The organism is Fibrella rubiginis (genome assembly GCF_017353185.1).
Taxonomy (GTDB): Bacteria; Bacteroidota; Bacteroidia; order Cytophagales; family Spirosomataceae; genus Fibrella; species Fibrella rubiginis.
On the sequence record NZ_JAFMYV010000007.1, the window covers coordinates 86,513 to 112,967 of the forward strand.

General features: G+C 53.8%; 24 protein-coding genes. 11 read left to right on the forward strand and 13 right to left on the reverse strand.

Annotated elements, in window-relative coordinates; genetic code table 11:
• Positions 1 to 17 precede the first annotated feature (17 nt).
• The gene (locus J2I47_RS14655) at positions 18 to 662 is read right to left on the reverse strand and encodes a DUF1345 domain-containing protein (protein WP_207365342.1); all 645 of its coding nucleotides are present in this window, start codon (positions 660 to 662) and stop codon (positions 18 to 20) included.
• A gap of 59 nt (positions 663 to 721) precedes the next feature.
• Between J2I47_RS14655 and J2I47_RS14660 the strand changes: the two genes are divergently transcribed.
• Both J2I47_RS14660 and J2I47_RS14665 read left to right on the forward strand, forming a co-directional pair.
• Positions 722 to 1,198, forward strand: coding sequence for a gliding motility lipoprotein GldH (locus J2I47_RS14660; RefSeq protein WP_207365343.1), 477 nt, complete (start codon positions 722 to 724; stop codon positions 1,196 to 1,198).
• 17 nt (positions 1,199 to 1,215) lie between these two features.
• Positions 1,216 to 1,854, forward strand: a complete 639-nt coding sequence (locus J2I47_RS14665) for an LON peptidase substrate-binding domain-containing protein (RefSeq protein ID WP_207365344.1) — start codon at positions 1,216 to 1,218, stop codon at positions 1,852 to 1,854.
• An 8-nt stretch (positions 1,855 to 1,862) separates the two neighbouring features.
• On the opposite strand, the gene J2I47_RS14670 is transcribed toward J2I47_RS14665, so the two are convergent.
• The 5 genes from J2I47_RS14670 to J2I47_RS14690 form a co-directional block, all read right to left on the reverse strand.
• Positions 1,863 to 3,299 carry a DUF1501 domain-containing protein gene (locus J2I47_RS14670; RefSeq protein ID WP_207365345.1) on the reverse strand — a complete coding sequence of 479 codons (1,437 nt, stop codon included), beginning with the start codon at positions 3,297 to 3,299 and terminating at the stop codon, positions 1,863 to 1,865.
• A gap of 162 nt (positions 3,300 to 3,461) precedes the next feature.
• Positions 3,462 to 5,813 (reverse strand): DUF1549 domain-containing protein, encoded by a 2,352-nt coding sequence (locus J2I47_RS14675; protein WP_207365346.1) that lies wholly within the window; start codon positions 5,811 to 5,813, stop codon positions 3,462 to 3,464.
• A 75-nt stretch (positions 5,814 to 5,888) separates the two neighbouring features.
• Positions 5,889 to 7,007, reverse strand: a complete 1,119-nt coding sequence (locus J2I47_RS14680; RefSeq protein ID WP_207365347.1) for a glycosyltransferase — start codon at positions 7,005 to 7,007, stop codon at positions 5,889 to 5,891.
• On the reverse strand, positions 7,007 to 8,080 hold the full coding sequence (locus J2I47_RS14685; RefSeq protein WP_207365348.1) for a DUF922 domain-containing protein: 1,074 nt from the start codon (positions 8,078 to 8,080) through the stop codon (positions 7,007 to 7,009). Before J2I47_RS14685 ends, J2I47_RS14680 begins: the two co-directional genes overlap by 1 nt.
• A complete protein-coding gene (locus J2I47_RS14690; RefSeq protein WP_207365349.1) occupies positions 8,052 to 8,660 on the reverse strand; it encodes a Uma2 family endonuclease in 609 nt (202 codons plus the stop codon). Before J2I47_RS14690 ends, J2I47_RS14685 begins: the two co-directional genes overlap by 29 nt.
• A 193-nt stretch (positions 8,661 to 8,853) precedes the next feature.
• Here J2I47_RS14690 and J2I47_RS14695 point away from each other — a divergent pair, with 193 nt between their 5' ends.
• Positions 8,854 to 9,102: a PDDEXK family nuclease gene (locus J2I47_RS14695; RefSeq protein WP_207365350.1), complete on the forward strand. Its 249-nt coding sequence runs from the start codon at positions 8,854 to 8,856 to the stop codon at positions 9,100 to 9,102.
• Between the two features lie 96 nt (positions 9,103 to 9,198).
• Positions 9,199 to 9,324 carry a hypothetical protein gene (locus J2I47_RS26795; RefSeq protein WP_262899019.1) on the forward strand — a complete coding sequence of 42 codons (126 nt, stop codon included), beginning with the start codon at positions 9,199 to 9,201 and terminating at the stop codon, positions 9,322 to 9,324.
• A gap of 33 nt (positions 9,325 to 9,357) precedes the next feature.
• On the opposite strand, the gene J2I47_RS14700 is transcribed toward J2I47_RS26795, so the two are convergent.
• The 3 genes from J2I47_RS14700 to J2I47_RS14710 form a co-directional block, all read right to left on the reverse strand.
• A complete protein-coding gene (locus J2I47_RS14700) occupies positions 9,358 to 10,152 on the reverse strand; it encodes a hypothetical protein (protein WP_207365351.1) in 795 nt (264 codons plus the stop codon).
• Positions 10,153 to 10,249: 97 nt separating this feature from the next.
• Positions 10,250 to 13,657, reverse strand: a complete 3,408-nt coding sequence (gene secA, locus J2I47_RS14705; RefSeq protein ID WP_207365352.1) for a preprotein translocase subunit SecA — start codon at positions 13,655 to 13,657, stop codon at positions 10,250 to 10,252.
• A 222-nt stretch (positions 13,658 to 13,879) separates the two neighbouring features.
• Positions 13,880 to 14,083 (reverse strand): hypothetical protein, encoded by a 204-nt coding sequence (locus J2I47_RS14710; RefSeq protein WP_207336809.1) that lies wholly within the window; start codon positions 14,081 to 14,083, stop codon positions 13,880 to 13,882.
• 111 nt (positions 14,084 to 14,194) lie between these two features.
• Between J2I47_RS14710 and J2I47_RS14715 the strand changes: the two genes are divergently transcribed.
• Positions 14,195 to 15,673 carry a BatD family protein gene (locus J2I47_RS14715; protein WP_207365353.1) on the forward strand — a complete coding sequence of 493 codons (1,479 nt, stop codon included), beginning with the start codon at positions 14,195 to 14,197 and terminating at the stop codon, positions 15,671 to 15,673.
• Positions 15,670 to 16,749 carry a chorismate synthase gene (gene aroC / locus J2I47_RS14720; protein ID WP_207365354.1) on the forward strand — a complete coding sequence of 360 codons (1,080 nt, stop codon included), beginning with the start codon at positions 15,670 to 15,672 and terminating at the stop codon, positions 16,747 to 16,749. Before J2I47_RS14715 ends, aroC begins: the two co-directional genes overlap by 4 nt.
• A 93-nt stretch (positions 16,750 to 16,842) precedes the next feature.
• Here aroC and J2I47_RS14725 read toward each other — a convergent pair whose 3' ends face one another.
• The gene (locus tag J2I47_RS14725; RefSeq protein WP_207365355.1) at positions 16,843 to 17,544 is read right to left on the reverse strand and encodes a 3-keto-disaccharide hydrolase; all 702 of its coding nucleotides are present in this window, start codon (positions 17,542 to 17,544) and stop codon (positions 16,843 to 16,845) included.
• 146 nt (positions 17,545 to 17,690) lie between these two features.
• Positions 17,691 to 18,875 carry a hypothetical protein gene (locus tag J2I47_RS14730; protein WP_207365356.1) on the reverse strand — a complete coding sequence of 395 codons (1,185 nt, stop codon included), beginning with the start codon at positions 18,873 to 18,875 and terminating at the stop codon, positions 17,691 to 17,693.
• Positions 18,876 to 19,055: 180 nt separating this feature from the next.
• Here J2I47_RS14730 and J2I47_RS14735 point away from each other — a divergent pair, with 180 nt between their 5' ends.
• Together J2I47_RS14735 and J2I47_RS14740 are read left to right on the forward strand one after the other, a co-directional pair.
• A complete protein-coding gene (locus J2I47_RS14735) occupies positions 19,056 to 19,763 on the forward strand; it encodes a TVP38/TMEM64 family protein (protein ID WP_207365357.1) in 708 nt (235 codons plus the stop codon).
• Positions 19,764 to 19,840: 77 nt separating this feature from the next.
• A complete protein-coding gene (locus tag J2I47_RS14740; RefSeq protein ID WP_207365358.1) occupies positions 19,841 to 20,554 on the forward strand; it encodes an alpha/beta hydrolase in 714 nt (237 codons plus the stop codon).
• A 15-nt stretch (positions 20,555 to 20,569) separates the two neighbouring features.
• On the opposite strand, the gene J2I47_RS14745 is transcribed toward J2I47_RS14740, so the two are convergent.
• Positions 20,570 to 22,261 carry an FAD-binding domain-containing protein gene (locus J2I47_RS14745; protein ID WP_229374614.1) on the reverse strand — a complete coding sequence of 564 codons (1,692 nt, stop codon included), beginning with the start codon at positions 22,259 to 22,261 and terminating at the stop codon, positions 20,570 to 20,572.
• A gap of 34 nt (positions 22,262 to 22,295) precedes the next feature.
• Between J2I47_RS14745 and J2I47_RS14750 the strand changes: the two genes are divergently transcribed.
• Both J2I47_RS14750 and J2I47_RS14755 read left to right on the forward strand, forming a co-directional pair.
• Complete coding sequence (locus tag J2I47_RS14750; protein WP_207365359.1) at positions 22,296 to 22,817, forward strand: GNAT family N-acetyltransferase; 522 nt, start codon at positions 22,296 to 22,298, stop codon at positions 22,815 to 22,817.
• Between the two features lie 33 nt (positions 22,818 to 22,850).
• On the forward strand, positions 22,851 to 23,729 hold the full coding sequence (locus J2I47_RS14755; protein ID WP_207365360.1) for a bestrophin family protein: 879 nt from the start codon (positions 22,851 to 22,853) through the stop codon (positions 23,727 to 23,729).
• A gap of 2 nt (positions 23,730 to 23,731) precedes the next feature.
• Here J2I47_RS14755 and J2I47_RS14760 read toward each other — a convergent pair whose 3' ends face one another.
• Entirely contained in the window at positions 23,732 to 24,967 is a 1,236-nt protein-coding gene (locus tag J2I47_RS14760; RefSeq protein ID WP_207365361.1) for an MFS transporter, read from the reverse strand.
• Between the two features lie 118 nt (positions 24,968 to 25,085).
• Between J2I47_RS14760 and J2I47_RS14765 the strand changes: the two genes are divergently transcribed.
• A complete protein-coding gene (locus tag J2I47_RS14765; protein WP_207365362.1) occupies positions 25,086 to 26,447 on the forward strand; it encodes a flavin monoamine oxidase family protein in 1,362 nt (453 codons plus the stop codon).
• Positions 26,448 to 26,455 lie beyond the last annotated feature (8 nt).

Sequence of the window (26,455 nt, forward strand, 5' to 3'; positions counted from 1 at the left end):
TAAGCAATTGTACAGATTTATAATAACCCCGCTACAATGTTGATGCTCAGGGCCACGATGAGCGTGTTAAATCCGAAGGAGAGCAGGCTGTGAAGGAGAATGAGTCGCCGGAAACGCTGACTGGTAGGGCCTACGTCGGCCACCTGACAGGTCATGCCGATACCAAAGGCTACGTAGGCAAAATCCTGGTAATCGGGGTTTTTTGTGTCGGGGAAATTCAGGCCGGAGCCAGGGTTAGACCGGTAATAGAGATGGCCATAACGAAGCGTAAATAGCGTATGCAGTAACGTCCAGGAACTGATAACCGTAATCACCGAAAGTCCGGCATAGAGTTTTAGATGCCCCGGATCGCTCTGCTTGACCATGTCGACCAGAAAAACAACGGCAAACAGGCTGGCGAAGGCTGCCGTAACGGCAAAAATCAAAATGAACAACCGACCCTGGTCCTGCAATTTGTAGGTCTGCCGGGTTTCGCTGGGGTGCAAATTAGCCATCGAAATAATGGTTAACACGTTGATTGTTAGCGAATAAGATAGGTATACGGCCAGAATGCGAATAGGTAAAGTTACAATGTCATAGGAAAGGCCTAAGGCAAGAAGGGCTACACAAATGCCGATGAGCAGTCGGTGGTGCGCATCTAAACGCGCTAGTTGGTTTAGCATACTATGGGTTGGTATATGGCTTCGTGAGTAGCTTTGTATGACCTGTTAAAGGAATCGCTATGCGCCATTATTGTTTTTACCTGGTTCTGCTCCTGGCCATAACTGCCTGTGAACAAGATGCATCTGTCGTGTACAAAGAAAATGTAGACATAGAGGGGGGCAAGTGGTACGTGAAAAATACACCGTCGTTTACGTTTAACATCACCGACGCCAATATCCCGTATGACCTTTACTACACCGTTCGTAACGGCCTGGCTTACCCTTATTACAACCTGTACCTAACTCGTTATCTGACCGACGACAAAGGACAGGAAATAGAATCGCGCCTCGACGAACTGTTGCTGATGGATGCCAAAACCGGCCAACCCCGTGGCAAGGGTCTTGGTGATCTGTATGATAACAAAGTAGTATTGAAACGAGCTTACCGGTTTCCGAAACCGGGCACCTACACGCTTCGAATAAAACAATACATGCGGCAAGACCCGCTGCCCGACGTGGTGAGCGTGGGCATCAGCGTTGAAAAAAGCCCCCAATAATCGTCCTTTCGACACGTATGGAGACAGTAATTCCTTTCTTTCCCCTCGGTCTGGTAGTGTATCCCGGCGAAGACCTTAACCTGCACGTTTTTGAACCGCGCTATCGGCAGCTTGTTAACGAATGTCTGGAGGAGGAAAAAACCTTCGGCATACCCGCTTTTATCGACAACAAATTGCCTGGCTATGGTACCGAAGTTCACGTAACTACCCTGCACCAACGGTATGACGATGGCCGAATGGACGTGAAAACCAAGGGATTGCGTGTGTTTAAGTTGAATGAATTCCAGAACCCGTTGCCCGGAAAACTATATGCAGGCGGGTCGGTGCAGTTCATTCAGCCCAGTCCCGACCCCACCCCTAATCAGTACCTGGCCCCCTTGCTTAGCCGGCTCGAGCGACTGTATGATTTGCTGCAAATCGAGACCGACTACAACCCGAAGAAGGCAACGGATTTTTCGTACCGGATCAGCCATAAAGTGGGCCTGTCTATTGAACAGGAATACGAAATCCTGACCCTCGACCGCGAGTCGGATCGGCAGCAGTTGCTGATTCAGCACCTCGACAAGGTGATTCCGGTGGTGGCCGACATGGAACGGACAAAAGAGCGTATCCGGCTCAACGGGCACTTCAAAAACCTGGACCCGCTTACGTTTTAGGCAGTTTATCAGGTCAATAAATCCATGACGGGTTTACCAAGGCCGTCGGGGGTGGAGTAGAAGGGGCGTTTTTCTACGTCGTAATGCGTGTCGGGTGGCAGGCCCAGCGCATGGTAGATGGTCTGGTGAATACCGTCGATGCGCACCGGATGTTCGACTGTTTTGCAGGGACGCTCGTCGGCGGTTTTGCCGTAGACGAATCCTTTTTTTATGCCCCCGCCAAACATCAGAATCGAACAGCCGTCGGTGAAATGGCGGTGCATGCCGTAGAACTTCAGGTCTGAGAGGATATCCGGCTGATTAACCTGCTCCAGCACCTTAGCATCCGGTCGTCCTTCCACCATCATGTCACGGCTGAATTCACTGGCCAGAATCACCAGCGTCCGGTCTAAATGGCCAGTTTTGTCGAGGTCTTTGATAAGCTGCGCTACGGGACCGTCGATCTGCTTTTTCATCGCCTCCAGCCGCGTATGGCCATTTTCGTGCGTATCCCAGCCTTTGAACGGCTCGTATTCGGTGGTGACACTGATAAACCGGGCACCCTGCTCGGTGAGTCGGCGAGCCAGCAAACAACCCAGACCAAACTTGCCGGTATTGTAGGTATCATAGCTGGCTTTGGGCTCATTGCTCAGATCAAACGCCTTCGCTTCGGGCGAATTCAGGAGCCGATACGCCTGCTCCATCGACCGCTTTAACGACTCTTTCTGGTAGTCACTGCCAAACTCGCCAACGGGTCCACTATTAATCAGGTCATTATAAAGTTGGTTGCGCCGCTCAAACCGCCTGGTGTTCATACCCACCGGTGGCCGGACGCTTTCAAGTCCCTGACTGGGATCGGGTATGAAAAACGGGCCGAACTCGTGGCCTAGAAATCCAGCGGTATGAAACGCTTTCAACTCCTCGGCTTCTCCCACGGTGAACCGCTGCCCAATGTCGACGAAGGCGGGAATGACGGGGTTCTTTGGGCCCAGCTCTTTAGCAATCCAAGCTCCCAGGTGTGGCGCGGCTACGGTTTGGGGTGGTTCGTAGCAGGTGTGCCAGTGATATTGATGCCGCGAATGCAGGATATGGCCCATATCGGCAGCCACGTAGGATCGGATCAACGTACCCTTGTCCATCACCCCGCCAATGGCTTGCAGGCCGTCGGAGAAATGAATACCGTCCAGCGCGGTAGGGACTGATTTAAAGGTACTTAACACCCGGTTGCCTTCCATACCGGTCTCAAACGGCGTATATTTTTTGGGATCGAAGGTTTCGGTATGGGCCATGCCGCCAGCCATCCAAAGCAGAATGACGGTGTCGGCGGTGCCGTTGGTTTGGCCTGGCTTCGCGCCCCGCCCACAGCCCGACAGCAGGCTTGCCACCGGCGCACTTGCCGCTAGGGCCGCCAGCGTGGCCGCGCTCGTTTTCTGCAAAAATTCCCGTCTGTTCCAGTTGGCTTTCATAGGCGAAAGAGGATTTTATCACGGTTTTTTGGACAGGATTATCAGGATGGCGGGATGAACAGGATTTTCTAGTTTGCTCTTACTATTTGCTGTACAGTAAAAGGAAATCCTGTTCATCCCGCCATCCTGATAATCCTGTCCAAAAAACTGCGTTCCATTCTATCAGTAAATCAGTTGAAATTCAGGGTGCAGGCTAATGGCCCAAATCAGGTCCTGAACCCCTTCAATGCCGGGTGATGCACCAATAATCTGCTGCGCCACGGCCGATTCCTTAAAATTTGGTTCTCGACCTAATGATTTAAGGTACAATCGTTTAACTAATTCAGTTGCTGTTGGATACGTTGTTAGCCATTGCTTTGCCGCCCGGTTGAGGGCGGTGTTAAACTGCGTACCGTTGGTCAGTTCCAGTGCCTGCAATAGGTTCGCCTGCGATGACCGGCTGGTGCTGACCGTCTCACGGTTGGGCCGGCCGAGCGCGGTCAGGAATGGATCGTTTTTGACGAATACCGCCCGCGCAAAAGGAATTTCCCGCTTAATCTGTTTGGGGAAAACCTTAGCCACCACAGCAGAATCGGGGTAAACCGGGCTGAAAACGGCACTAACGGCGTCGGCAAATTGCTCGGCGGTCAGTCGGCGACGTACCATGCCCTGGAATACAAAATTGGGCGACGTGAGCAGGTCGGCATCTTTCAACGCGACAGAGGGCAGTTGATACGTTCTTGAGGTCAGAATGGTTGATATCAATGCCCTGATATTGTAGTGGTTAGCCACAAAATCAGTTGCCAGCCAGTCCAGCAAGTCCTGGCTCCAGGGCTCATTGTCCATCACGTCGACAGGTTCCACCAGGCCCCGGCCCATCGTCTGCGCCCATACCCGGTTCACTACTGTGCGGTAGAGTCGGCCATTTTTGGGTTGCACCATAAAATCGGCCAGTTGGCGGAGGCGTTCTGCCGTTGGCGCCTGGCCGTTGATAGTACCCAGTTGCTCAAAAATGATTTTGCGCCCGGCCATCTTACCCGTCGGTTTATCACAGCGGTTTATTTCCAGCGTAGTGTCAGAAAACACATTGGCGAAAGCATAGGCATCGGTTAGTTTCCAGTCGCTGATGAAGCTGTCGTGGCAGGATGCGCACTTCAGATTCAGCCCCAGAAGTACCTGCGACACGTTTTGGGCCGCCTGCATTTCTGTTCGCTGACTGGCGTTGATCGTGCCGCGCCACTGGATGCCCTTAATAAACCCCGCCGACTGTTTGGTGGGGCTAATAAGCTCTCTCACAAACTGGTTATAGGGCTTGTTGGCCTTCAGCGAGGTGTAGAGCCAGTTGGTAATGTCGAACCGCCCACCCGTAATGTAGCCCGTGCCGCTGTAGTCGTTGCGCAGGGCATCGTTCCAGAACGTGAGCCAGTGCTGGGCATAATCGGCATTGCGGTTCAGTAATTCCTGAACCATTCGCTTCCGCTTATCTGGTTGATTGTCAGTTGAAAACCTGTCGACTTCTTCGGGTGAAGGTAGCAAGCCTATTACGTCGAGATACACCCGGCGGATGTAGGTCCGGTCGTCGACGGGGGCTTTCCAGGCAATTTTATGCTGTTGAAAATAGACGTTCACAAACCGGTCGATGGGATTGTTCAGGTCTGCTGGGGCAGCGGGGAGGGCGGGGGTACGGGGCTCTAACGCCGCCACGCGATAGAGGCTTTTTTCGGGGCCAACGGGCCAGGGGGCGCCCTGCTTAATCCAGAACTCAAGCAGCGCTATTTCGCTATCGGTCAGGCGTTTGCCTTTTGTAGGCATGGCGTCATCATGCCCTGCCGGAAGTTTGACACGCCGGATAAGATCGCTTTTTTCGGGGAAACCAGCCACCAGCACCGGGCCGTCTTCGCCGCCTTTCAGCACAAACGCCTGGGTATCGAGCCGCAGCCCGCCTTTGGCTTTGTTGGCTCCGTGGCAGCTATAGCAATTATGAGCCAGAATAGAGCGTACTTCCAGATTTAGCTGACTAACCTGTTTTTCATCAAGCGGTTGGCCGGTACTGGCAAACGCAAACTTCGTAGTGGACAGAGCAACCGGTTGTTTGCCAGAAGGTAACACGCTGCTGAGATAATCGTCGCCGTGGGTGACCATAGCGCCATAGTGTCCCGTCGCACTAACACCCACTATGGTAAGTGTTAACAAGCCACGGTACAAGGATATCTGTCTTGTTGTCAGCGCAGTAGCCGTCAGTATTGCCAGGGTCATGGTAGTCAGACCCAGCCATTGGTGGGTAGTGACAGTAGCACCGGCATAGCTATCCTGGTTAACCAAGAGCAACCCCAACACCGCTGCCGCGATGGCACTGCCGGTTCCGATCCAGACCAGCGCCGTAATTCCCGCCCTCAGTTCTGTCGATTTCCGAAGTAGGCCAACAATTTCCAACAGGAGGGCTACGCACAACAGACCGACCGGAAAGTGAACAAGCATCGGATGGAGGCGGCCCAGAAATTGCCAAAGCCAGAACGATTCGGTTAGTAAGGGCATTTCGCAAGACGTTGAGGGAGCTGACTACTAGCTAATTAAGCCAGTAGGTCGGTTAATTTACCCAAAACGGTGTGTTTAGAATGCCAGCACCTGCCGATAAAATGCCCGCAGTTTGGCTGCTTCGGTAGCCCAGTTATAGTGTTGTTCTACGGCGGCCCGTCCCCGTTCGCCCATCTGCTGAGCCTTGTCGGGGTGGTCGATCAGGTACTGAAGTGCATCGGCCACGGCGATTGGGTCGTAAGGTGACACGCAGAAACCGCATTGGTGCCGCTCTACCACGTCTTTGTAGAGCAAGAAATCAGCGGTAAGCACGGGCAGGCCGAGGGCCATGTATTCAAACAGTTTGGTGGTGTAGGATTCGGGATAATCGCCAACGGGTTTTAGCAACGCCAGCCCTGCCACTGAGCCACCCGCCTCCTGCAACGCCACCCGCTGATCGGTATAGCCGTAAAAACGGAGCCGGTCCCGAATGGCCAGATAGCTGGGGTCAGCGTCCAGTACATCTTGCGTAAATGTCTGACGGCCAAATAGTTCTATTATGAAACTTACGCCACGGCGCTCTAGGTCATGAAATGCCGCCAGCAACGTGTCGAAAGCTCGTTCCATACTGAGCCAGCCAATATAATAGAACGTAGCAGGCTGTTTCAGGGGCAGATACGGTTGCCGAAACGGGTCGAGCAGAGGCAACGACGCATAGTTGTAGATCACGACCGACGGCTTGCTCAGGTTGGTGTAGGTGGTCAGGTAGCCGTGTTCGGTGAAGACACAGTAGCAATGCCGCCGGGCTAGTTGGTCGAGCCGCGAAAAGGCCCACTTCAACAGCCAGCCCTTGTTTTTCTGTTTCAGATGCAGCTTTTTGAACAGGTTTTCCTGCACTTCATAGATCAGTTTCGCGCCCTGCAGCCTAAACAGAAACGCAAACGGAATGAACTCCGGCACGTAGAAATGCACCACGTCGGGCCTGATGGTCCAGCACTTCCAAACGATCAGTGGGCAGGTGAGCAGGATGCGCCAGATAACGCTTTCGTGGTAAGGCAACGAGATAAACTGCACGTTGGGCGCGGCGGTGGGGTCGGCGTCGGGGATAGCGCACCACACGGTATAGTCAGCGGCCAGCGTGGGGCACTGTTTATACACAATCCGGGGGTCGTGGGGGCGGTGGGCCGTGGTAACGTGCAGTACGCGGGGCTTCATCAGTAGCCAAAACTACGTAACTCGGCGTCAATTTGCCTGTTCCAGTGCGCCTGCGCTGCCTGATTGATACCGTGGATGGTCTCGGCGTCGTACCGTTGTTGGCGCTCGCCCAAAGCCCGGTACATCTCAATATAACGGTACTGGATGTTGCTGTTGTAATCATTCAGCGACAGGCTGTCGGGGTTCAGGGCCTTTTTGAAACGCTCCATCGCCAGCCGGGCAATGTCGAAGTGGCGTTGTTCGTGATTAAGCGCGTAGTCGTTATGGCCAGCTTCTTTCACCCACGACTGACTCTTAATCATGAACACTTTCAGCTTGAGCAGCACATTGATCTTACCTTTTTCCACCACGCTATGACCCTCGTAGGCTACGCCGGGCATGATCTGGGCAGCATAGCGGTTATTGGGCGGTGGCGGTGCCCGAAAATCGTCCCAGGTCAGGGCGCGGTCGGGGTCGTAGAAAACGGTGTCGCTGCTGGCGGGGGTGCGGGTCTTCACGTCGGTTACGGTGATCTTGAGTCCACCCGCCAGAGCCGGGTAACTTTCGGCCCGGTTATTCATGAAATTGTTAAGGTATTTCAGCCCTTCGTTCAGGCTTTGCCGGATCGTTTTTTCGATCACGTCGGTCTGTCCCGGTGGGCGCTGGTAGCGGGCATTACCGGCATACGAAATCAGGGACAGGTTTTCGTCTTCGCGCCGCACATCAAACGCCAGCCCCAGTTCCAACTTGCCGCTGATGCTCCCCCGCGGGCCGGGCGTTTCGGTCAGTTTACCCGCCGTGATGCGCAGCACGATGGGCCGAAGCCGGGGGTTCCGCTTCAGGCTTTGGCCAATGTATCGTTCAATGGCTGGTCCGGTGCCGCCTTCCAGATCAATGGCTTCAGCGGGCCGGTCGGGGCGGAGTATGAGTTGGGCAAATGCTGACTTCACAGGCCGCTGATCCAGCACGTCGGCGATGTAGAATTCGGTAGGAGTAAACGGCAGTGTTTCCGCCCGAAGCGCAATAACGGGCGGGGGCGCATAGGCCAGAAAAAGAAGAGAGACGCTAAGGAGCAGTGGTCGGAGCAGAGGCATCGGGCAACAGGCCAGTCGTGCGGGTATACACCGTAGATAACGTAACAGACAGGCCAATCGTGCCGATGGTGAAAACGGTGGTGGGGTCAGCTGATTCATGGGTTAGTGTCCACTGACCCTGCTCGTTCCTGCGCCATATTTCTACACTAACGGTCTGTGAATCAAGCAGTATGTATTCTGTCAGCGACGGGATAGCCCGGTAGCGATGGAACTTCCGTCCCCGGTCGTAGTCTTCCGTCCCGTCGGACAGGACTTCGATAATAGCGTTCGGATTGGTTAGGTTGTCAAACTCGTTCGGGAGCAGTTGGGGTTCGCCGCAAACGATCACGATGTCCGGATAGGCGTATAACGACGTACCCGGAAAATGTACCCGCATGTCGGACGAGAATGACTGGCAGTCGGCAAACTCTAAGTGACTGATAATTTTGCCGTTAAGGTTTTCTTTAACCCGATTGTGATTGATAGAGGCTCCTGCTATTGGGATACGTTCACCGTTATAAAATTCGCTCTTGTCAAGGGCGGCTCGTTCGAGCGTCAGGTATTCTTGTTCCGTCAGCAGGTGTTTCTGTTCCGCAACCATAGTTCACGTTGTTCTGATACTTGTGGGTTAATTTATGGATTCTAAACGACAATCGTATGACGGTACTCAACAAGCCAACTTGCACCACGCGCCGCTCATACCCCGAACTGATTTATGAGCAGTGGGGCGGACAAACCCATTATCGGAAGGGCTATACAGACGTAGTAAAGAAACGCAAACCCCCGCCGAAACCATGGGATCAAGTGACATACAGGCTTTTATTATCAGTTTCATTCATTGGTTTGTCATGTCGGCTATCGACCGAAAAAAATACCGGATGCTGACGAGCGGACCCGGTCTGCACCTCGGTCCCAACGAAAACCTGGCTTGTGATGTCATGATTTACGACCGTGATGGGCTAACCAACGACCGTATCAACGTGAAGTATGTCGATGTGCCACCGCTGGTAGCTATCGAAGTGGATGTGCGGGTTGAGTTATAAACCGAGAGTGAAATCTCCTACGTATTTCGGAAAACGGGGCAATTATTCACTTTCGGCGTACAACGCGTAATCTGGGTCGTTTCTGACCTGAAACAAATGCTGGTTTTTGAAAATGGTATTGATACGGTTGAGTATAAAGAGTGGCATCAACCCATCGAGATTATACTGGGTGTGTCCATCAACATTGGTGCGTATCTGGATGACCAGGGAGTTGGCAAATGACAGTAAATCTTCCTTTTAAGTAGTCTAATCTGTTTATGGGCAATTATATTGATAACTGCCTTCTAAATTGTAGAGTATGTTGCCTTTTTCTGTTAACTTATATGTACCTTTTACAGGTAGGTTATCTTTGCTGTAACTGTACGAATAATTATATGATTGATATTCGCTACCATCAATGTAGTGTGTATTGCCACTAATTACGTTGTTTGAACTGTATACATCAAAATTCATGAGGTATCCAATCAAACCTAAATTAGCATATGAGTTCTTAGAAGTGTCGAAAGTCACTGATGAAACCTGCTTCCATTCTATTCTTTTTACTGGTTCATAAGCGAAAGATGCGATTCTGTTGCCCGACGGGTTATACTCGTATCTATAATAAATAGAATCTGTTTTATTGAAAGAATAGGTGTCTCTAAGCAACTGACCTTGAGTATTATAGCGCAACACATGACGTACGTCTGGTGCATCATACATGTAATAAGTCAGAGGTAATTTACCTGTGCCATATTCAATCATATACGGTATAGTATATTTCCTTACACCGAAAATTTTATATTCCGTTGAATCTATTTGTGTCTCTACCATTGAAATGGCTCTACCATTATTGTCATAACCTATTTTATAACTCTTTTCTAAAAATGGCGAAACTTTACGAGCAGTAATTAATTCGTTTTTCGCATCATAAGTAAATTCGTATCTGTAACTTGTGCCATAAATAATAGATATTGTTCTGCATTCTACGTTTTTATCAGGTGTTACGATTGACTTCTCTTTCGAACAAGAAAAAATAATTAAAATAATTATAAATAAGAAATAATTTTTCACGATGCTGCGTTAAATTGCAAGTATTAAAAAAACAAGAGCATAGTATTAATCAAGAGAAATTTTGATTAATACTATGCTCTTTTGTGTAAGATTTGTACTACTCAATCAGCATCGCTTTGCCATTCATGAGGTCGTTTTCGATGCTTTTGTATTTCACGTCTTTCTTCACCGTGCCGTCAATGTATTGCACATTCACGCGGGCATTGCGGTCAATCTTGGTGTTGCGTACGGGCATCTGCTTGGGCATGGGTGGCGCGCCGGCTCCCATCTGATCATTCATGGCCATCCGGCGGCGGTACTCTTCCGGGCCAGAGGCCAGATGATCATCGTCGAAATCTTCCATGTTCGTGTGCAACTCCGGCTGCGGCGCAGGCCGACGCTGAACGGGGGCCGCCTGTATCTCCTGCTGCACTTCTTCTACCTCCTGACCGGGCAAGTCGGCTTTGGTCAGGAAACTGATGGTGTCGAAGTTGACTTTGTTCAGGAACCGCTTGAACAGTTCGACCGACTCGAATTTGTATACCAGCAGCGGGTCTTTCTGCTCGAATACGGCGTTCTGCACCGACTGTTTCAGGTCGTCCATTTCGCGGAGGTGCTCTTTCCACTCCTGGTCAATCAGCGACAGCGTCACCGACTTCTCCATCTCGCGTACCACCTCGCGGCCATTCGTGTCTACGGCCTTAATCAGATCCGTCACTACCTGCAACTCGTGCATACCATCCGTAAATGGCACCACGATGTTTTTGATCTGATGGCCCTGATCCTGAAACACCTGCGTGAGCACCGGTGTGATCTTTTCAGCGATGGCGTGGTTCTTGGCCTGGTACGATTGCTCGGCTTCGGCATACAGACGCTGTACCAAATCGGCCTTCTTCGTCTTGGTCATGTCGGCCTGCGTCAGGTTCGTGTCGAGGCCCAGCGTGGTCAGCAAACGCAGCTTGATCGTTTCTACGTCACCCTCGGCATTGTCCACGATCTCCTCCACCACGTCGTAGGTTGTGTTGGCAATATCCAGCGGGAGGCGTTCGCCGAAGAGGGCGTTACGGCGGCGGTCGTAGATGGCCGTACGCTGGTAGTTCATCACGTCGTCGTATTCGAGCAGCCGCTTCCGCACGCCGAAGTTGTTTTCTTCGACTTTCTTCTGCGCCCGCTCAATCGAGTTTGTAATCATCGAGTGCTGAATCACTTCGCCTTCTTCCAGACCCATCCGGTCCATGAGTTTGGCAATACGCTCCGAACCGAACAGCCGCATCAGGCTGTCTTCCAGCGATACAAAAAACTGCGATGTGCCCGGATCACCCTGCCGGCCCGCCCGACCACGCAACTGCCGGTCAACGCGCCGCGATTCGTGGCGTTCGGTACCGATGATGGCCAAGCCACCCGCCGCTTTCGATTCGGGCGTGAGCTTGATGTCCGTACCCCGACCAGCCATGTTGGTGGCAATGGTCACGGTACCGGGCTTACCTGCTTCAGCTACAATTTCGGCTTCGCGCTGGTGGTACTTGGCGTTCAGCACCTGATGCTGAATTTTCCGAAGCCCCAGCATCCGGCTCAGTACTTCCGAGTTTTCCACCGACGTGGTACCCACCAGCACCGGGCGACCTTTGCCCACGAGGTCTACGATCTCATCGACCACGGCGTTGTATTTCTCCCGCACCGACCGGTACACTTTGTCTTCCTCGTCTTTACGGCTAACACTCCGGTTGGTTGGAATGGCCACCACGTCGAGTTTGTAGATCTGCCAGAATTCCGAGGCTTCGGTTTCGGCCGTGCCCGTCATACCCGCCAGCTTGTGGTACATCCGGAAGTAGTTCTGAAGCGTGATGGTGGCGTAGGTCTGGGTAGCATCTTCCACCTTTACGTTCTCCTTCGCTTCCACCGCCTGGTGCAGCCCGTCGCTCCACCGGCGCCCTTCCATCACCCGACCCGTTTGCTCATCCACAATCTTTACCTTGCCCTCCTCGATGATGTATTCCACATCGCGCTCGAACAGGCAGTACGCCTTCAACAACTGGTTGACGGTGTTGATCCGCTGGGTCTTCACCGAATAATCGCGGATGAGGGCTTCTTTGTGCAGAATCTTCTCCTGCTCAGTGAAATCAGTGCTTTTGTCAATTGCGTTAATGTCAATGGAGAGGTCGGGCAGGATAAAGAAGTTAGGGTCTTCGCCGCCACCCGTAATGTAGTCAATGCCTTTTTCGGTCAGGTCAATGCTGTTGTTCCGCTCGTCGATGGTGAAATACAGCGGCGCGTCGGCTTCGGGCATGAGCTTCTGGTTCTCGGCCAGGTAGATCGACTCCGTCTTCTGGAGCACCTGCCGAATGCCGTTTTCGCTCAAAAACTTGATCAACGGTTTCAGCTTGGGCAACCCCCGGTGCGCCCGGAACAGGGCCAGACCACCCTCTTTGTCATCGATGTTGGCGTTGAGCTTTTTCTTGGCTTCGATCAGGAAATCATTGACCAGCCGACGCTGCACATCGACTACTCGGCTCACGCGGGGCTTCAGTTCGGCATAGTCCTGCTCGTCGCCGCGGGGTACAGGTCCCGAAATGATCAGGGGCGTCCGGGCATCGTCAATTAGTACGGAGTCGACCTCATCGACCATGGCGTAGTGGTGTTTCCGCTGCACGAGTTCGTCGGGCGTGCGGGCCATGTTGTCGCGGAGGTAATCGAAGCCGAATTCATTGTTGGTGCCGTAGGTGATGTCGGCGAGGTAAGCATTCTTGCGCTGTTCGGAGTTAGGCTGATGCTTGTCGATGCAGTCAACGCGCAGGCCGTGGAATTCAAACAGCGGGCCGTTCCATTCGGAGTCGCGTTTGGCCAGGTAATCATTGACGGTTACAATGTGTACTCCGCGACCACCCAGGGCGTTTAGGAATGAGGGTAGGGTAGACACCAGCGTTTTACCTTCACCGGTAGCCATCTCGGCAATTTTGCCCTGGTGCAACACTACACCGCCCAGCAACTGCACGTCGTAATGGACCATGTCCCACTTAATGGGTACCCCGGCGGCATCCCAGGTGTTGGCCCAGTAGGCTTTGTCGCCGTCAATACGCACGTTTTTCTTCCGGATGGACAGTTCACGGTCCATATCGGTGGCGGTTACCTCCAGGAATTCGTTTTGGGCAAAGCGGCGGGCGGTTTCTTTCACTACGGCAAACGCCTGTGGCAACAGAGCCAGCAGTACGCGTTCCAGATCGGCGTTGCGTTCTTTCTCAAGCCGGTCTACTTCGTTAAACAGCGTCTGCTTGTGGTCAACGTCCATGTCGGGATCACTGGCAACCTGATTACGTAGATCGGCAATCTGGTCGTCAAATCCCTGTAGTTCGCTATCAATCTGGGCGCGAAGCTGCTGTGAAAAAGCCCGCAGTTCGTCGTTCGACAGATCTTTCAGCCGCTCAAATTCGGCGTTGATCCTGTCGACGTAGGGCAGCAGGTCTTTCAAATCCCGCTGCGACTTCGTGCCGAACAGTTTAGCTATACTCTTGGTGATGAAATTGCTCATTGGCTATAAGACTGGTCGGATTACCTGGCGTTGGCAGGTTCCAACTCGGACGTTACTTTTTTACAAAATTAACGGATAATGCTGGTAGTTCAACGGATTAGGGCTGGTCAAGAATTGGCCCAGACTTGCTGTTGTAACTATTTTCTGCCAGAATGTCAGACCCAAAAAAACGCCCTTCCGATAAGGGAAGGGCGTTATGAAGACTTGCTTTAAGACAACTGATTACGCAAACCTTGTGCGTCTAAAACAGCGGTTGAGTACTACTCTGTACATGCGCCCGAACTGAGCGTAGCACCAGGCCTTTAGCTGCTTTACTTCGTCTTCGACTAGCTCCTGGAGGGCTTTGCGCAACTCCTTCTCAAACAACTGCCGGTCGAAACTTACTTTCTGAAGAATCGTTTTTACATACTCAAGCATGGAAGCCATACCGCATTCGTTAATGGTTAAAAGCCTATAAGTTCGGCGTGGGAAGAGGATAGAAACTGGTGACGGACCGTTATCATTGTAACGGAGGGCTTTCTAATTTGTTACTGGCAAATGTATAGAAGTGTTGCAATATTCGTAGCTGTATTTGCATTATATTTTTGTAAAAATCGGTCGATTTTAGCTCAATCCGTTGAGCCTCTGCCGGTTATCGAATTCTCGGCTACCGAATTTCTGATTGAACGGCCATTTACCATTTCGGTCATCATTCCGCAGGTTGAAAACCGGCCTACCATTGCCTTCCCCGATATCCTTGGCCTGACAAAGCAAGGTACCTCCACGAGTGCCACACGAACTGAAGTGGCTGGCCGCGAAGTGATTAGTCAGGTAGTTACGCAGACATACGCGGCCATCCGCCCCGGCACGCTGAAAGTAGCTCCGTTTGCCATCACCGTTAATGGGCAAACTATACGTTCGGCAGGGACAACGCTTATTATTCGGACCACAACACCGCCCGTTTCGGCTTCGGCATTGGCTGCCAAAATAGACAAGAAGTCAACCCTGCTCATTACGTCGGTAAGTCAGCCAAGCATATTTGTGGGCGAAGGTCTGCGTATTGACGTGGCCGTTTATGTCGCCGAAAATTATCCCTACGAGCTTCATTTCGACAAGTTGGCCCCGCAGGTGGAAGCTATGGCGAGGCAGCTGCGACCCGTAAACGCCTGGGAGGAGAATGATAACATCAGCGAACTAACCCCCCGGCCCGCGACCTACAATGGCCGCCGCTATATCCGGTACTTACTCTATCAGGCCACGTTTTTCCCCCTTAGTGGCCAAACCACCACAACTCGTACGGTTCATATACCAGCCCTGCGCCTGATGCTTACGCAAAGCAGCGTAAAACCCACTGTGGTAACCAATGCGAGTCAGCCACAGTCGGTAACGGCTTCAGAGCCACTCGTGCTCACCAGCTTGCCCGCAGACGTAACTGTCCGCCCCCTGCCCCCTCACCCCCTTCGCGAACGCGTGTCGGTAGGGCAGTTTCGGCTGGTTGATGAGGTAGACCGACAGCGGGTAGTGGCCGGGCAAAGTATTCGTTTCGACATCAGGGTTGAAGGCCGGGGGCAGATTGCGGGCATTCAGGCTCCCACACAAACGATACCTGAGCACGACCGGCAGGCTGCTGATCTGGACGTATTTCCGCCCACTATGCAGGAACAAATTGGCCGCGCCAACGAGCAGGTAAGCGGCTACAAGCGGTTTCGGTACTTTCTGATTCCAAAGCAAAAAGGCGTACTGACGTTGGCAAACCGGTTTTTCTGGGTTTACTTCGACCCCCAAACCGGACGTTACGACACCCTGCGTCCTCAAACTGTGCTGAGCGTAATCAACCCCGGCGATAACCTTGACGCGGGTATTGTTCCCGCCGACACAGTAACAACCAATGGGCGTGGGTCTGTTTATTCAGGCCTTGAGCAAACGGATAGTACGCAGCAGTCCATCAACATGCCGGTGCTGGTGCGATCATTGGCTAACGTCCTGATTATTCTGATGATCCTCGGCACGTTGTATGTCTATGCAAGAAAAACATGAGTAGCACCTACGGCACCCTTTTTAAAATTTCCACCTTCGGCGAATCGCACGGGGCGGGTATCGGCGTCATCATAGACGGGTGCCCGGCGGGCCTGACGTTCGACACCGATTTTATCCAGCACGACCTCGACCGGCGCAAACCGGGGCAATCGCGCATTACGACGCAACGCCGCGAGGCTGATGAATTTGAGGTGCTCAGTGGTGTGTTTGAAGGCGTTACGCAGGGTACACCCATTGCACTCGTGATTCGCAACACCGACCAGCGCAGCAAAGACTACGGCCATATTGCCCAGCAGTTCCGGCCCAGCCATGCCGACTACACCTACCAGGCCAAATACGGCACCCGCGACTACCGGGGTGGGGGGCGGTCGTCGGCGCGGGAAACGGCAGCGCGAGTGGCGGCGGGGGCTGTGGCAAAGCTACTATTACAGGGTCAAGGCGTTCATGTTCAGGCGTATGTGTCGCAGGTGGGGAAGCTGAAACTCGAAAAGAGCTATGCCGACATGGACCTCGCCGTAGCCGAAGAGAACGCCGTGCGCTGCCCTGATCCTGAAACAGCCGAGCACATGTTTGCCCTGATCGACGACACGCGTAAAAAAGGTGACAGCATTGGCGGCGTAGTCGACTGCGTGATTACGGGTGTTCCGGCGGGCTGGGGTGAACCCGTTTTCGACAAACTCCACGCCGAACTGGGCAAGGCCATGCTGAGTATCAACGCCGTAAAAGGGTTTGAATATGGCAGTGGTTTCGCCGGGGCTGAGCAGTACGGCTCGGAGCATAATGACGAATTCTATACCGACGAAACAGGCCGGGTACGTACCAGAACGAATCAGTCGGGCGGTATTCAGGGGGGCATCAGCAACGGCGAAACGATCTATTTCCGCACCGCTTTCAAACCCGTTGCCACCATTATGCAGGATCAGGACAGCGTCGATTCAGACGGTAACGCCGTGATTGTCAGCGGTAAAGGTCGCCACGACCCCTGCGTAGTACCCCGCGCCGTACCCATCGTAGAAGCCATGGCCGCCCTTGTACTGGCCGACATGTGGCTGCGAAGCCGAGGGAGTAAAGTCTAAAGTTTAACGTCCAAAGGTCCAAAGTTGCTTCGCACCCGTAGAGGTCTGACGCGAAGCAACTTTGGACCTTTGGACGTTAAACCTTAAACTCTTCTACAGTTCCCTTATCCGCACATTCCGGTACCAGGCTTTTTCTTTTGGGCTGTGGCACTGGATGGCGATGCAGCCTTTGGCGTGGGGAGTGGCGTAGGGCCATTTGGCAAACTTACTTTTGGCAACCTGCGCTTTCCAGGCATCGCTACCGTATTCATAATCAACTACTTTCTTGCCATTCAGGTAGTGTTCCACGTGGTTGTTGTTCACGACAATCCGGCCTTTGTTCCACTCGCCGATGGGCTTAATCAGGTTGAGATCATTGGGCTCATACATATCATAGTCGGCACCAGTTAGCTGCGTGTTGGCCAGCGACAAACGTTTGCCGTCTTTGTCTTTCCACTCGTAACCTTTGTCGTCAATGACCTGGTATTCAGGGCCTGACATATACGTACTAACAATGTCGGGGCGGTCCTGGACTTTGTAGATCACGCCGCTATTGCTGCCTTTGGGTAGCTTGAACTCAAACTCCAGATCGAAGTTCTCGTATTCTTTATCCGTCACCAGATCGCCACCGGTGCCGTCGGGCGTTACTTCGCCGTTTTCAATGGCCCAGCCCACTACGCCGGTTTTGTGGTAGCTGTGCCAGCCTGTAATGGTCTTACCCTCAAACAGGTTTGTCCACTTCTCTTTTTGGCCGAAACTAGTCAGAGCCACCGCCGCCGAGGCCAGCAGCCCAACCGTTAATAGGGTCTTTTTCATAGAATTGCTTTTTCTAAGGAAAGGCGGCTCTGCTTAAAAACTCCTTTAAACGGTAACAGGGTTACACACAGCGACTGCACGAAGTTTTACTTTTGAAAGTAAAACTTCGTGCAGTCGCTGTGTGTAACCCTGTTACTTTGACCTCACTACGACGCCATATCTCGGGTACCATCGAGATCGTTGTATTTCCGGTCAAGTCCGTCGGTCGATTTCACATCAGAGCGCGGGGTTGCGTTGTAGACTTCGCCAGTAGGCGATAGCATCTCCTGGGCTTGAATCGTGCTTTCATCCACCAACTCGCGGGGCATACTTTCGGCTTCGCGCTTTTCTTCGGGGCGCTCGCCGGGCTGGTTATCCTGGGTAGCTCTGTGATTGTCGATGTTATAGGGCAGGTCTGATGTGCCCGTGTCAGGCTTGGCGTCCATACCCTCGTCGTCCAGGCCATTCGACATGTTCACGTACTGCGTACCCGGTACGGCTTCGCCCGGCTCCACATCATCGGCAGACGGTTCAACCCCGTTTTGTGCCACCGACATCGTTGATGTTTTGGTTGAAAAACCACGCTGTGCAAACCCGCCAAGGCCATAATAGCCAAATCCTGATGGTACGTTGCTGGGGTATTTGCTCTGGCCCACGCTGTTGCTGCTTCCGTTGACTTCATGCGACCGGTCTGGTTCCATTGGCTCGGTAATCTCCGGCTTATCGGGCGAGGGAGATCCGGGTAGCGTAGGAATTTCCGGACCAGGCGACGGAGGCGTGGGTGGCGTTTCGGGACCACCAGGCATGGGGTAATTAGGGTCGGGCGTGGAGGGCTGTGGGGGCATCATGTCGCCCATGGGCATTCCGCTGAAGGTTTGCGTCTGGTCTGTGCCATTGGCCTGCACGCGGTCGTTGGGCGTGCTGTCATTGGCCGAAGCCGTGTTGGCCGGGGCATTGCCTTTCGACGAATCATCCAGGGCATAGCCAGTATCGGTTGTTTCGCTCTGCTGATCCTGCGTCAGGTCGGCATCGGCAATGGGGTCGTCCTGAAACGTTTCGGCCTGCGGGTCTATGCCGTCGCCTACACGCAGGGCCGCTTCCGAGTTTTCGTAGGTTTTCTGGCCTTCGGTTGGGGGATTCTGGAGTGCCCGCTCCTCGTCGCTACCATAGCGATTCTGGAGTTGTTCGTCCATTACGTCGTCTTCGGTGTCGCCGATGGGCGTCAATTTTCCGTCAACGAGTTTTACCATATTGGTTTCGGCCTGATCGGCCCCGAACATCGCCTCGGCGTTTTCGTTAGAAACCATGTCGGCTTGTTGTGCGCCGTCTGAAAGTGCTGAAGAAGCAGCCATAACGTTGGTGGTTGAGTTAGTCTATAAGAATAAGGTTAAAACTCCCCCCGAATGGAAAGGTTTGACTAACCGATTTGGGATTGGGCTGAAGCCAGCGTATTCTCGCCGCACCAGCGAGCCGGTCAGCCCAATCCCAAATTGCTAAACTCTTTACTCCCCTGCCGGGTTGCGGCTATACGCATGACCACTCCTATACGCCAAATCTTTACTGGTCCGGCCCTGTTGGGGCTGATTTTGTCAGTGACGCCGTTGCTGATGAGTTCATGGATTACCTATTACGCCGTGACCCACGAAGCCCAGATCACGCAATTTACTTCCACCGACTGGGCGTTGGCCACGGTGATTTGCAGCTTAGGGTGTGCCTTCGCATTGATGCTTCCTACGCCGCTGGCGCTCATTTTTGGCTATTTCATTGGCTGGCGGGCGGTAGTCCCGTTGTTCATCATCAACATGGCGGCCATTCTGCTGGTAAACCTCGTGGTGCGCCGCCTCGATAATGATCGCGTACGCCGCCTGATCGAAGAAAACCCCAAAGCGGCTCGCATCCTGGCCCGCATCCGCGAGCAGGAACTGAAATTCATTTTCTTTGCCAAACTGTCGCCCGCCCTGCCGTTTTCGCTTACGAATATGGTCTTCTCGCTGTCGGGAGCCAGTTTGCGCAACATCTTGCTGGGTGGGTTTCTGGGTATGGTACCCCGCACGCTCCTGGCTATCTGGACCGGTGCCGAAGCCCATCACATCCGCACTTTGCTCGATAACCCCAACCAGGATGCAAGCTCCCAAATAGCCGTTGTCGTACTGTTGGTGGTCTCTGTTGGGGGCCTGGTTTCAGTACTAATCAAGGCGCTTGGGAAGGCAGAGGATAAAGGAGTTGTAGAGAAGTCCTGAGGAAAGGAAGTTGTAAAGAAATTCGTAGGTTGCCCCAAACCGTAACTTAGTGAAGCCCCTTACGACTCTCAGGACTTATGCCTTCTTCAGCTGTCAATTCTGCTCCCCTCCGCCTTATCTATATCCACGGCTACGTAGAAGACCCGTCTATTTTCGATAACCTGATTCCGCTGTTGCCTGCCGACAATGTACTGAATCTCAATTTGCAGGACGAATTCGCGCATTGGAATCCTGATGATAAGACGGTTAATGTGTCATCGCTGGCAGCTTATCTGGCTAAAAACCATCAGATTACGGCTGCTGATGTAGTCATTGGCCATTCGATGGGCGGCTACATTGCGGCCAATCTGAAAGCCCAGACCGGCTGTGGGGCTGTGCTGATTTCGTCTTATACCGATCCGGCCAAGGTTATTACGCCCATCCGTAGCGTGGGGTTGCTGAAATACCTGGTTAACTGGGGGGTAATCCAAAGCAGCGGATTTGCGAATTACGCGTTAAAAAAATACCCGTTCGATCAATCGCGGACGTTGCACAAAGGCCTGATAGGCAACATGGTAGCTCAGCCGAAACGGTTCATTTACCAGCAGCTTCGCGTGCTGATGGCCAAACCTGACGTACCGCCTGCCCCCGCCGACGTGCGCATTCACACCCGCCCCGACAACGTGTTGCGTTACCCCGACGAGCCTTTCCACGAAACCCCCGGCGACCATTTCAACCTCGTTTACCACCCCGAAGAGGTAGCCGCGCCCATTCTGGCTTATCTGGCTACACGCGTACAGGCGGGCGTGTAAGAAGAGGACACCAGGCTACTCTACCCCCACGGTCTCTTCGGGTTCGTCAGACGTGGGGGTTTCGGCAACCAGCTTTTCCTTGGGCTTTTTCTTGTCGGCGAAGGTGCGGGGGATGGCGTGCTTTTTCAAGATACGGTCTTTTTCTTCCTTCGCTACCTCATTCTTCCGCTGACTATACAGTCTTCTCTGCGCCTCGCGGGCCGTTACGGCAAGGTCAACGATGGGGGCGGGGTAATCATAACCGATGTGGAAATCATACATGTCCTGCTCCAGCAGCGGCATTGTCCACGGTTCATGGATATAAGCCACAGGCACGTTCTGAAGCTCAGGCACCCACATTTTCACGAAAACGCCCTGTGGGTCGTGGTCGTGCGACTGCTTCACGGGGTTGTATACACGTACAGTATTAGTACCCGTCATCCCCGCCTGCATCTGGGTTTGGGCGTAGTGAATACCCGGTTCGAAGTCGGTGAAGAGCGTAGACAAATGCACCGCCCCCTCTTTCCAGTGCTGAAACAGATGATGCGTCAGAAACGACATCAGCATGGCCCGCATCCGGAAGTTGATATAGCCCGTGGCCATCAGGCAGCGCATGCAGGCATCCACCATCGGAAAGCCCGTATGGCCCGTAGCCCAGGCTTTGTAGGCGGCGGGATCGTTGTTTTTTTCGATGGAATCGAAGCCCCGGTTCACGTTCTCGAACTCCATCCTGTCTTCGGTCTCAAACTTCTGGATGAAATGACAATGCCAGCGCAGCCGCGAGGCAAAGGCCGCAAACTGCCCCTTGAACCCCACTGCTTCTTTGGCAACTAGCTGTGCCTGAAACACTTGTCGGATGCTTAGACAGCCCCACGCAATGTAGGGTGATAACCGGCTGCATCCTTTCCGGCTTTCCAGCGGCTTGGAAATACTGGCACCATAGAGCGCAATTCGTTCTGTCACCCAGCTTTGCAGGTAACGGTGTGCGTTAGCCTCGCCGCCGGGCTGAAAACGGCTGTCGGGCAGGCCAAACTCGGCTGGCAAATCAGGTCCCCGGTGCGCAGCGAACCAGCCGTCTGCATCCAGCGATACCGAATCAAGTTGGTCAATGGCCGGGTGTTGCTGGTCAGACCGCATGGTTTTTTGCCAGAGCGCGGGCCAGCCTTCGCGGTCTTTTAGCCGACGGATGACGCCGTTGCATTGGTACTCATGCCAGGTAACACCCTGCGTCCGGCACCAGGCCGCAACAGCCTTGTCGCGGTCGTAGGTCACTTTCAGCCCCGTCTCTTCGTGCGAAAAAATGGCTTCAATCCGGTATTGCTGAGCCAGTTCTGTCAGAACGTCGATTACCTCCCGGTGAAACACCCAGACCCGCCCAGGCTGGTGTTCAGCGCCGTTGCCAGCCGCCGCGTCGGCAAACACAAACGGCAGCCACTCATGATCAGAATCCTGATTTTCAGCCGGTTTCTGTTCCGACAAACGCGTTAGCTGCCTGTTCAGATCGGCCAGCGATTCGTGGACGAAACGCCAGTGACGCAGATCGTAATTCGGGTCGGCCATCACCGACGGCTCGAAGCAGCAGAGCATCAGCACAGGTCGCCCCGCCGCGATAGCCGCCTGCAACGGGGCATGGTCGCGGAGGCGCAGGTCGCGCTTGAACCAGAGTATGGAAATGGGTGTCGAGTTGTCCACAATACAAACGGAAAGCGTTGTGGATAAATAAGCCAAACAACGGTTTTTTGTTTGACCCTATTTTTGCTCCATGAACCAGCCCGCGATTACACCCGCCACTACCGCCGATATTCCTGCCTTAAACCAGCTTGTGAACAGTGCCTACCGGGGCGATTCGTCGCGAAAGGGCTGGACGACCGAAGCCGATCTCCTTGGCGGAATCCGCACCGACGAAGCGGGTCTACAAGCTATGCTGGATAATACCGACGCTGTTATTCTGACGTATAAATCTGCTAGTCAGCTGATTGGGTGCGTCTACCTGGAGAAAAAAGGCACCGATATGTACCTCGGCATGCTGACGGTGTCGCCTGAGTTACAGGCAGCGGGTATTGGCCGGCAGTTGCTCGAAGCGGCCGAAAACTGGGCAAAGGCGCAACACTGCCGGGCCGTTACCATGACGGTGATTCCGCAACGAACCGAGCTTATTGCCTGGTATCAACGCCGCGGCTACCAACCCACCGGCGAAACCCACCCCTTCCCCAACGATCCCCGTTTTGGCCTGCCCAAACAGCCACTGTCCTTTATTGTGCTGGAGAAGGTGCTGACCAACTAAGTGAACAGGGAGTGCTGTCCTTACTTTTGCTTCATGACCGACTACGACCCCAAAGACTGGTTTCGCTACCTGATCTCGTTCGACAGAAGCGACACCGCCCGTAAACTCGCTCCGGCTCTGCTGGCTATGGCTGCCTATTGCTCGGCGGTGGCCTGGTTTGTGATCGAATACGTGCATCCGGGTCCTGATTCTGACCTGAAGAACATTGCCATCATGCACTCGCTGCTGGGCTTTGCCATTTCCACGCTGCTGGTGTTTCGTACCAACACGGCCTACGACCGCTGGTGGGAAGGCCGGAAAGCGTGGGGTAGCCTGACCAATAATTCGCGGAATCTGGCCCTGAAACTGGCGCATATATTGGCCGCTGATGACCACGACAGCCGCACGTTTTTCAGAGCCATGATTCCCAACTACGCCACCGCCCTGAAAAATCACCTGCGTGGCCAGTTTCACGCAGCCGACTTTGTGGTTTGCAACGGCTTTGACCCTGCTAATGTGAAGCCAGACCAACACGTGCCCAACCAGATGGCGATGCGGCTGTTTAGCAAAATGGACGAACTGTATCAGGCCGGCGTTATTCGTGCCGAGCACCTGCTGGTCCTGAACGGCGAATTCAGCTCATTTACTGAGATTTGTGGCATCTGCGAACGGATTCATACTACACCCATTCCGTATTCGTATTCGTCATTTATGAAGAAATTCATTGCCGTCTACTGCCTCACGCTGCCCCTTGGCTACGTGCTGTCGCTGCATTACTGGGTCATTCCGGTGGTAATATTCGTATTCTACGTCCTCACCAGCCTGGAACTGGTGGCCGAAGAAATAGAAGATCCATTCGGGACCGACGCCAATGATCTGCCAACCGAACGCATGGCGCAGGGCATCCGCACGGCCGTGGGCGAGTTGCTGTAAAATCATTCCTTTAGTCGCCAGCAAAGTACGCCCAGCGCCACCAGGCTCGCAGCAAACCAATAAAAAGGGAGACTGAGATTGATGGTGGAAAGGCCCCCGTAGATAAGCGTGGTGAGCAGACTCGCTACCCCTGTCAGGGCCTGGTTGAGGCCTACCAGTTCGCCCCGGTCGTCGTCGCCGGTGAGGTTGGCGAAGAAGCCGTTCAGCAGTCCGCTACCCAGCGAAATGGTTAGCGTGTCAATAGCCACCGCGCCGCAGAGCAGCCACAAATTGTCACCCACGTTGGCATACAGGATGTGTAGGCCGGCCCCAACAAACGCCGCGATAATGAGCATGGTCCGGCGGTTAATTTTGTCTATGTCTACTAAAAACTTGAAATACAGAAAGTTAGTCAACGCGCTCATACCCCCGAAATAAGCAAAAAAATAGGCTGTCTGCTGGGCGCTGAGTTTCAAGGGACCCAGTTCCAGGTAGGTGATAAAATAGGTCAGATAGCCCTGGTGCAGCGTAATGAGCAGCATCAGGATGGTAATGAACCGAACGCCGGAATGGGTCTTCTCTTTGTCGGACAGGCGTTTCCAGAGCAGGGCCACGTTAAGGTTGTCGCGAACGGCCTGCCACACGGCCGCCCGGTCGGGTGGGGCGGGCTTGTCTTCATTTTTGGTGTCTTTCTGTTTGGCACTTGGTTCGGCCATAAACCACGAAAGAGCCACGTTGAGGGCGCTGAGGCCGATTATGGTCCAAACTACCAGCGTCACCTGCCGTGTGGGGTTGCGGGTGAAGGCCAGCGCCACGCCCGACACCATTGGGCCAAAAACGCCGCCCAGCGACACCAGCGTACTGATGTAGCCGCTGTTTTTGGCCAGATCTTCTTTAGACGACAAATCCGTCACCGACGACCGCATCAGGCCGTACATACCGTTGGTGAGGCCGTCGCTGATGCGGTTGGTAAAAAACGCCCAGGCCCGCACCGGCAGCAGCAGCACATTCGCCACCAGCGTACCCGCCGACGACAGAATAACCAGCGGCTTTCGCCCGTAGCGGTCCGACAAACTGCCCAGCAACGGGGCCGAAATGAGTTGTACCCCCTGAAAAAGTGCCGTGCCCACCGCCAGCCAGAGTTCGGGGTTACTAAGTCCCTTCACAAATTGCGGGCGCACCGGCCCCGTTGCCGACCCCACCGTAACATCAATAAATACCAGGAGGTAAATGAGCAGCAGGGGGCGGTTTTTAAACATGTATCGACAACAAAAGCGTGACCAACATGGCCGCGAAAAGTCAGCGAATGGCTTCTAAACGGCGCTACTGAGTTGCACGATTTTTGTTTACTATTGCGCTGTTCACCACAACTTGCGCATGGAATCGACTGAGGTAGTTGACGTTATCATTATTGGTGCGGGTTATGCCGGCCTTACTGCTGCCCGTGAGCTGCACCGCGCCGGGAAATCGGTGCTGGTACTCGAAGCCCGCGACCGGGTAGGCGGCCGCGTCTGGACAAAGCAACTCGATGATGGTCAGTACGTTGACCTGGGTGGTGCCTGGGCCGGACCCACGCAGGATCGGATCTATGCTCTGGCGAAAGAATACGGCGTAGAGACCTTTAAAACATACGATGAAGGTCGTAGCACGCAGTTTTTCCGGGGAAGAGTAAAGCGGTATAAGGGCCTTATCCCACCACTGTCTATCCTCTCACTCCTCAGCCTCGACCGGGCCATAAAGCGGATCAACAAACTGTCGAAAGGCATAAACCTCGAAGCTCCCTGGGACAGCCCCAACGCCTACCTGTATGACTCCATGACCCTGGAAACCTGGATGGAACAGACCATCGGGCTAGACACAGCACGGCAATTTTTCAAAGTGGCCGCCGAAGCGATCTGGGCGGCCGACCCTGCCGACATCTCGCTGTTGCATGCCCTGTTCTATGCCAAGTCGGGTGGCGATCTGGAAATGCTGATGAACGTAAAAAATGGGGCGCAGGAGGAGCGTTTTGTGGGTGGGGCGCAAAGCATGGCTAACCACATGGCCCGCGAACTCGGCGACCGTATCCGGCTCGATAGTCCCGTGCGGCACATTCGGCAGCAACCCGATAGCGTAACCGTGTCGGGAGAAGGCTTTTCGGTTGAAGCAGGCCGCGTAGTGGTGGCTATTCCGCCCGTGTTGCAGGAGCAAATTCAGTTTACGCCGCCGTTGCCCGCCGCCCGGCAAATGCTGATCCAGAGTATTCCGATGGGGGCCGTCTGGAAATGCTACGCCATCTACGACCGCCCGTTCTGGCGCACCGCCAACGGCAACACCCCCGCCCTCAACGGCCTCGCCGCCACTACCGATGGCTACGTCACGGTCACGTTCGATACGTCGCCGAAAGACGGAAGCCGGGGTATTCTGATGGGATTTGTGCTGGGTAATCAGGCCCGTGCTTTCTCAGAACTAACTGACAATGATAGAAAAGAGGCCGCGCTACATGCCTTCGCTACGTTCTTCGGCGAAGCCGCCCGCACGCCGCAGCAGTACCTCGACCATAGTTTTCTGAACGAACCCTACAGCAAGGGCTGCTACGCGGGCCTGTTCGGACCCGGCGTCTGGACCGAGCACGGCCCCGCTCTCCGCGAACCTGTAGGCCGCATCCACTGGGCCGGCACCGAAACCGCCCCCGTCTGGAATGGCTACATCGAAGGGGCAATCCGGTCTGGAGAACGGGTTGCGGGGGAAATTATATAGAAAATTGT

Excerpts from the sequence above, each read along its gene's own strand:
- J2I47_RS14655 (WP_207365342.1), bottom strand. The coding sequence starts at position 662 with ATGCTAAACCAACTAGCGCGTTTAGATGCGCACCACCGACTGCTCATC.
- J2I47_RS14660 (WP_207365343.1), top strand. The coding sequence starts at position 722 with ATGCGCCATTATTGTTTTTACCTGGTTCTGCTCCTGGCCATAACTGCC.
- J2I47_RS14665 (WP_207365344.1), top strand. The coding sequence starts at position 1,216 with ATGGAGACAGTAATTCCTTTCTTTCCCCTCGGTCTGGTAGTGTATCCC.
- J2I47_RS14670 (WP_207365345.1), bottom strand. The coding sequence starts at position 3,299 with ATGAAAGCCAACTGGAACAGACGGGAATTTTTGCAGAAAACGAGCGCG.
- J2I47_RS14675 (WP_207365346.1), bottom strand. The coding sequence starts at position 5,813 with ATGCCCTTACTAACCGAATCGTTCTGGCTTTGGCAATTTCTGGGCCGC.
- J2I47_RS14680 (WP_207365347.1), bottom strand. The coding sequence starts at position 7,007 with ATGAAGCCCCGCGTACTGCACGTTACCACGGCCCACCGCCCCCACGAC.
- J2I47_RS14685 (WP_207365348.1), bottom strand. The coding sequence starts at position 8,080 with ATGCCTCTGCTCCGACCACTGCTCCTTAGCGTCTCTCTTCTTTTTCTG.
- J2I47_RS14690 (WP_207365349.1), bottom strand. The coding sequence starts at position 8,660 with ATGGTTGCGGAACAGAAACACCTGCTGACGGAACAAGAATACCTGACG.
- J2I47_RS14695 (WP_207365350.1), top strand. The coding sequence starts at position 8,854 with ATGGGATCAAGTGACATACAGGCTTTTATTATCAGTTTCATTCATTGG.
- J2I47_RS26795 (WP_262899019.1), top strand. The coding sequence starts at position 9,199 with ATGCTGGTTTTTGAAAATGGTATTGATACGGTTGAGTATAAAGAGTGG.
- secA (WP_207365352.1), bottom strand. The coding sequence starts at position 13,657 with ATGAGCAATTTCATCACCAAGAGTATAGCTAAACTGTTCGGCACGAAG.
- J2I47_RS14710 (WP_207336809.1), bottom strand. The coding sequence starts at position 14,083 with ATGGCTTCCATGCTTGAGTATGTAAAAACGATTCTTCAGAAAGTAAGT.
- J2I47_RS14715 (WP_207365353.1), top strand. The coding sequence starts at position 14,195 with ATGTATAGAAGTGTTGCAATATTCGTAGCTGTATTTGCATTATATTTT.
- aroC (WP_207365354.1), top strand. The coding sequence starts at position 15,670 with ATGAGTAGCACCTACGGCACCCTTTTTAAAATTTCCACCTTCGGCGAA.
- J2I47_RS14725 (WP_207365355.1), bottom strand. The coding sequence starts at position 17,544 with ATGAAAAAGACCCTATTAACGGTTGGGCTGCTGGCCTCGGCGGCGGTG.
- J2I47_RS14730 (WP_207365356.1), bottom strand. The coding sequence starts at position 18,875 with ATGGCTGCTTCTTCAGCACTTTCAGACGGCGCACAACAAGCCGACATG.
- J2I47_RS14735 (WP_207365357.1), top strand. The coding sequence starts at position 19,056 with ATGACCACTCCTATACGCCAAATCTTTACTGGTCCGGCCCTGTTGGGG.
- J2I47_RS14740 (WP_207365358.1), top strand. The coding sequence starts at position 19,841 with ATGCCTTCTTCAGCTGTCAATTCTGCTCCCCTCCGCCTTATCTATATC.
- J2I47_RS14750 (WP_207365359.1), top strand. The coding sequence starts at position 22,296 with ATGAACCAGCCCGCGATTACACCCGCCACTACCGCCGATATTCCTGCC.
- J2I47_RS14755 (WP_207365360.1), top strand. The coding sequence starts at position 22,851 with ATGACCGACTACGACCCCAAAGACTGGTTTCGCTACCTGATCTCGTTC.
- J2I47_RS14760 (WP_207365361.1), bottom strand. The coding sequence starts at position 24,967 with ATGTTTAAAAACCGCCCCCTGCTGCTCATTTACCTCCTGGTATTTATT.
- J2I47_RS14765 (WP_207365362.1), top strand. The coding sequence starts at position 25,086 with ATGGAATCGACTGAGGTAGTTGACGTTATCATTATTGGTGCGGGTTAT.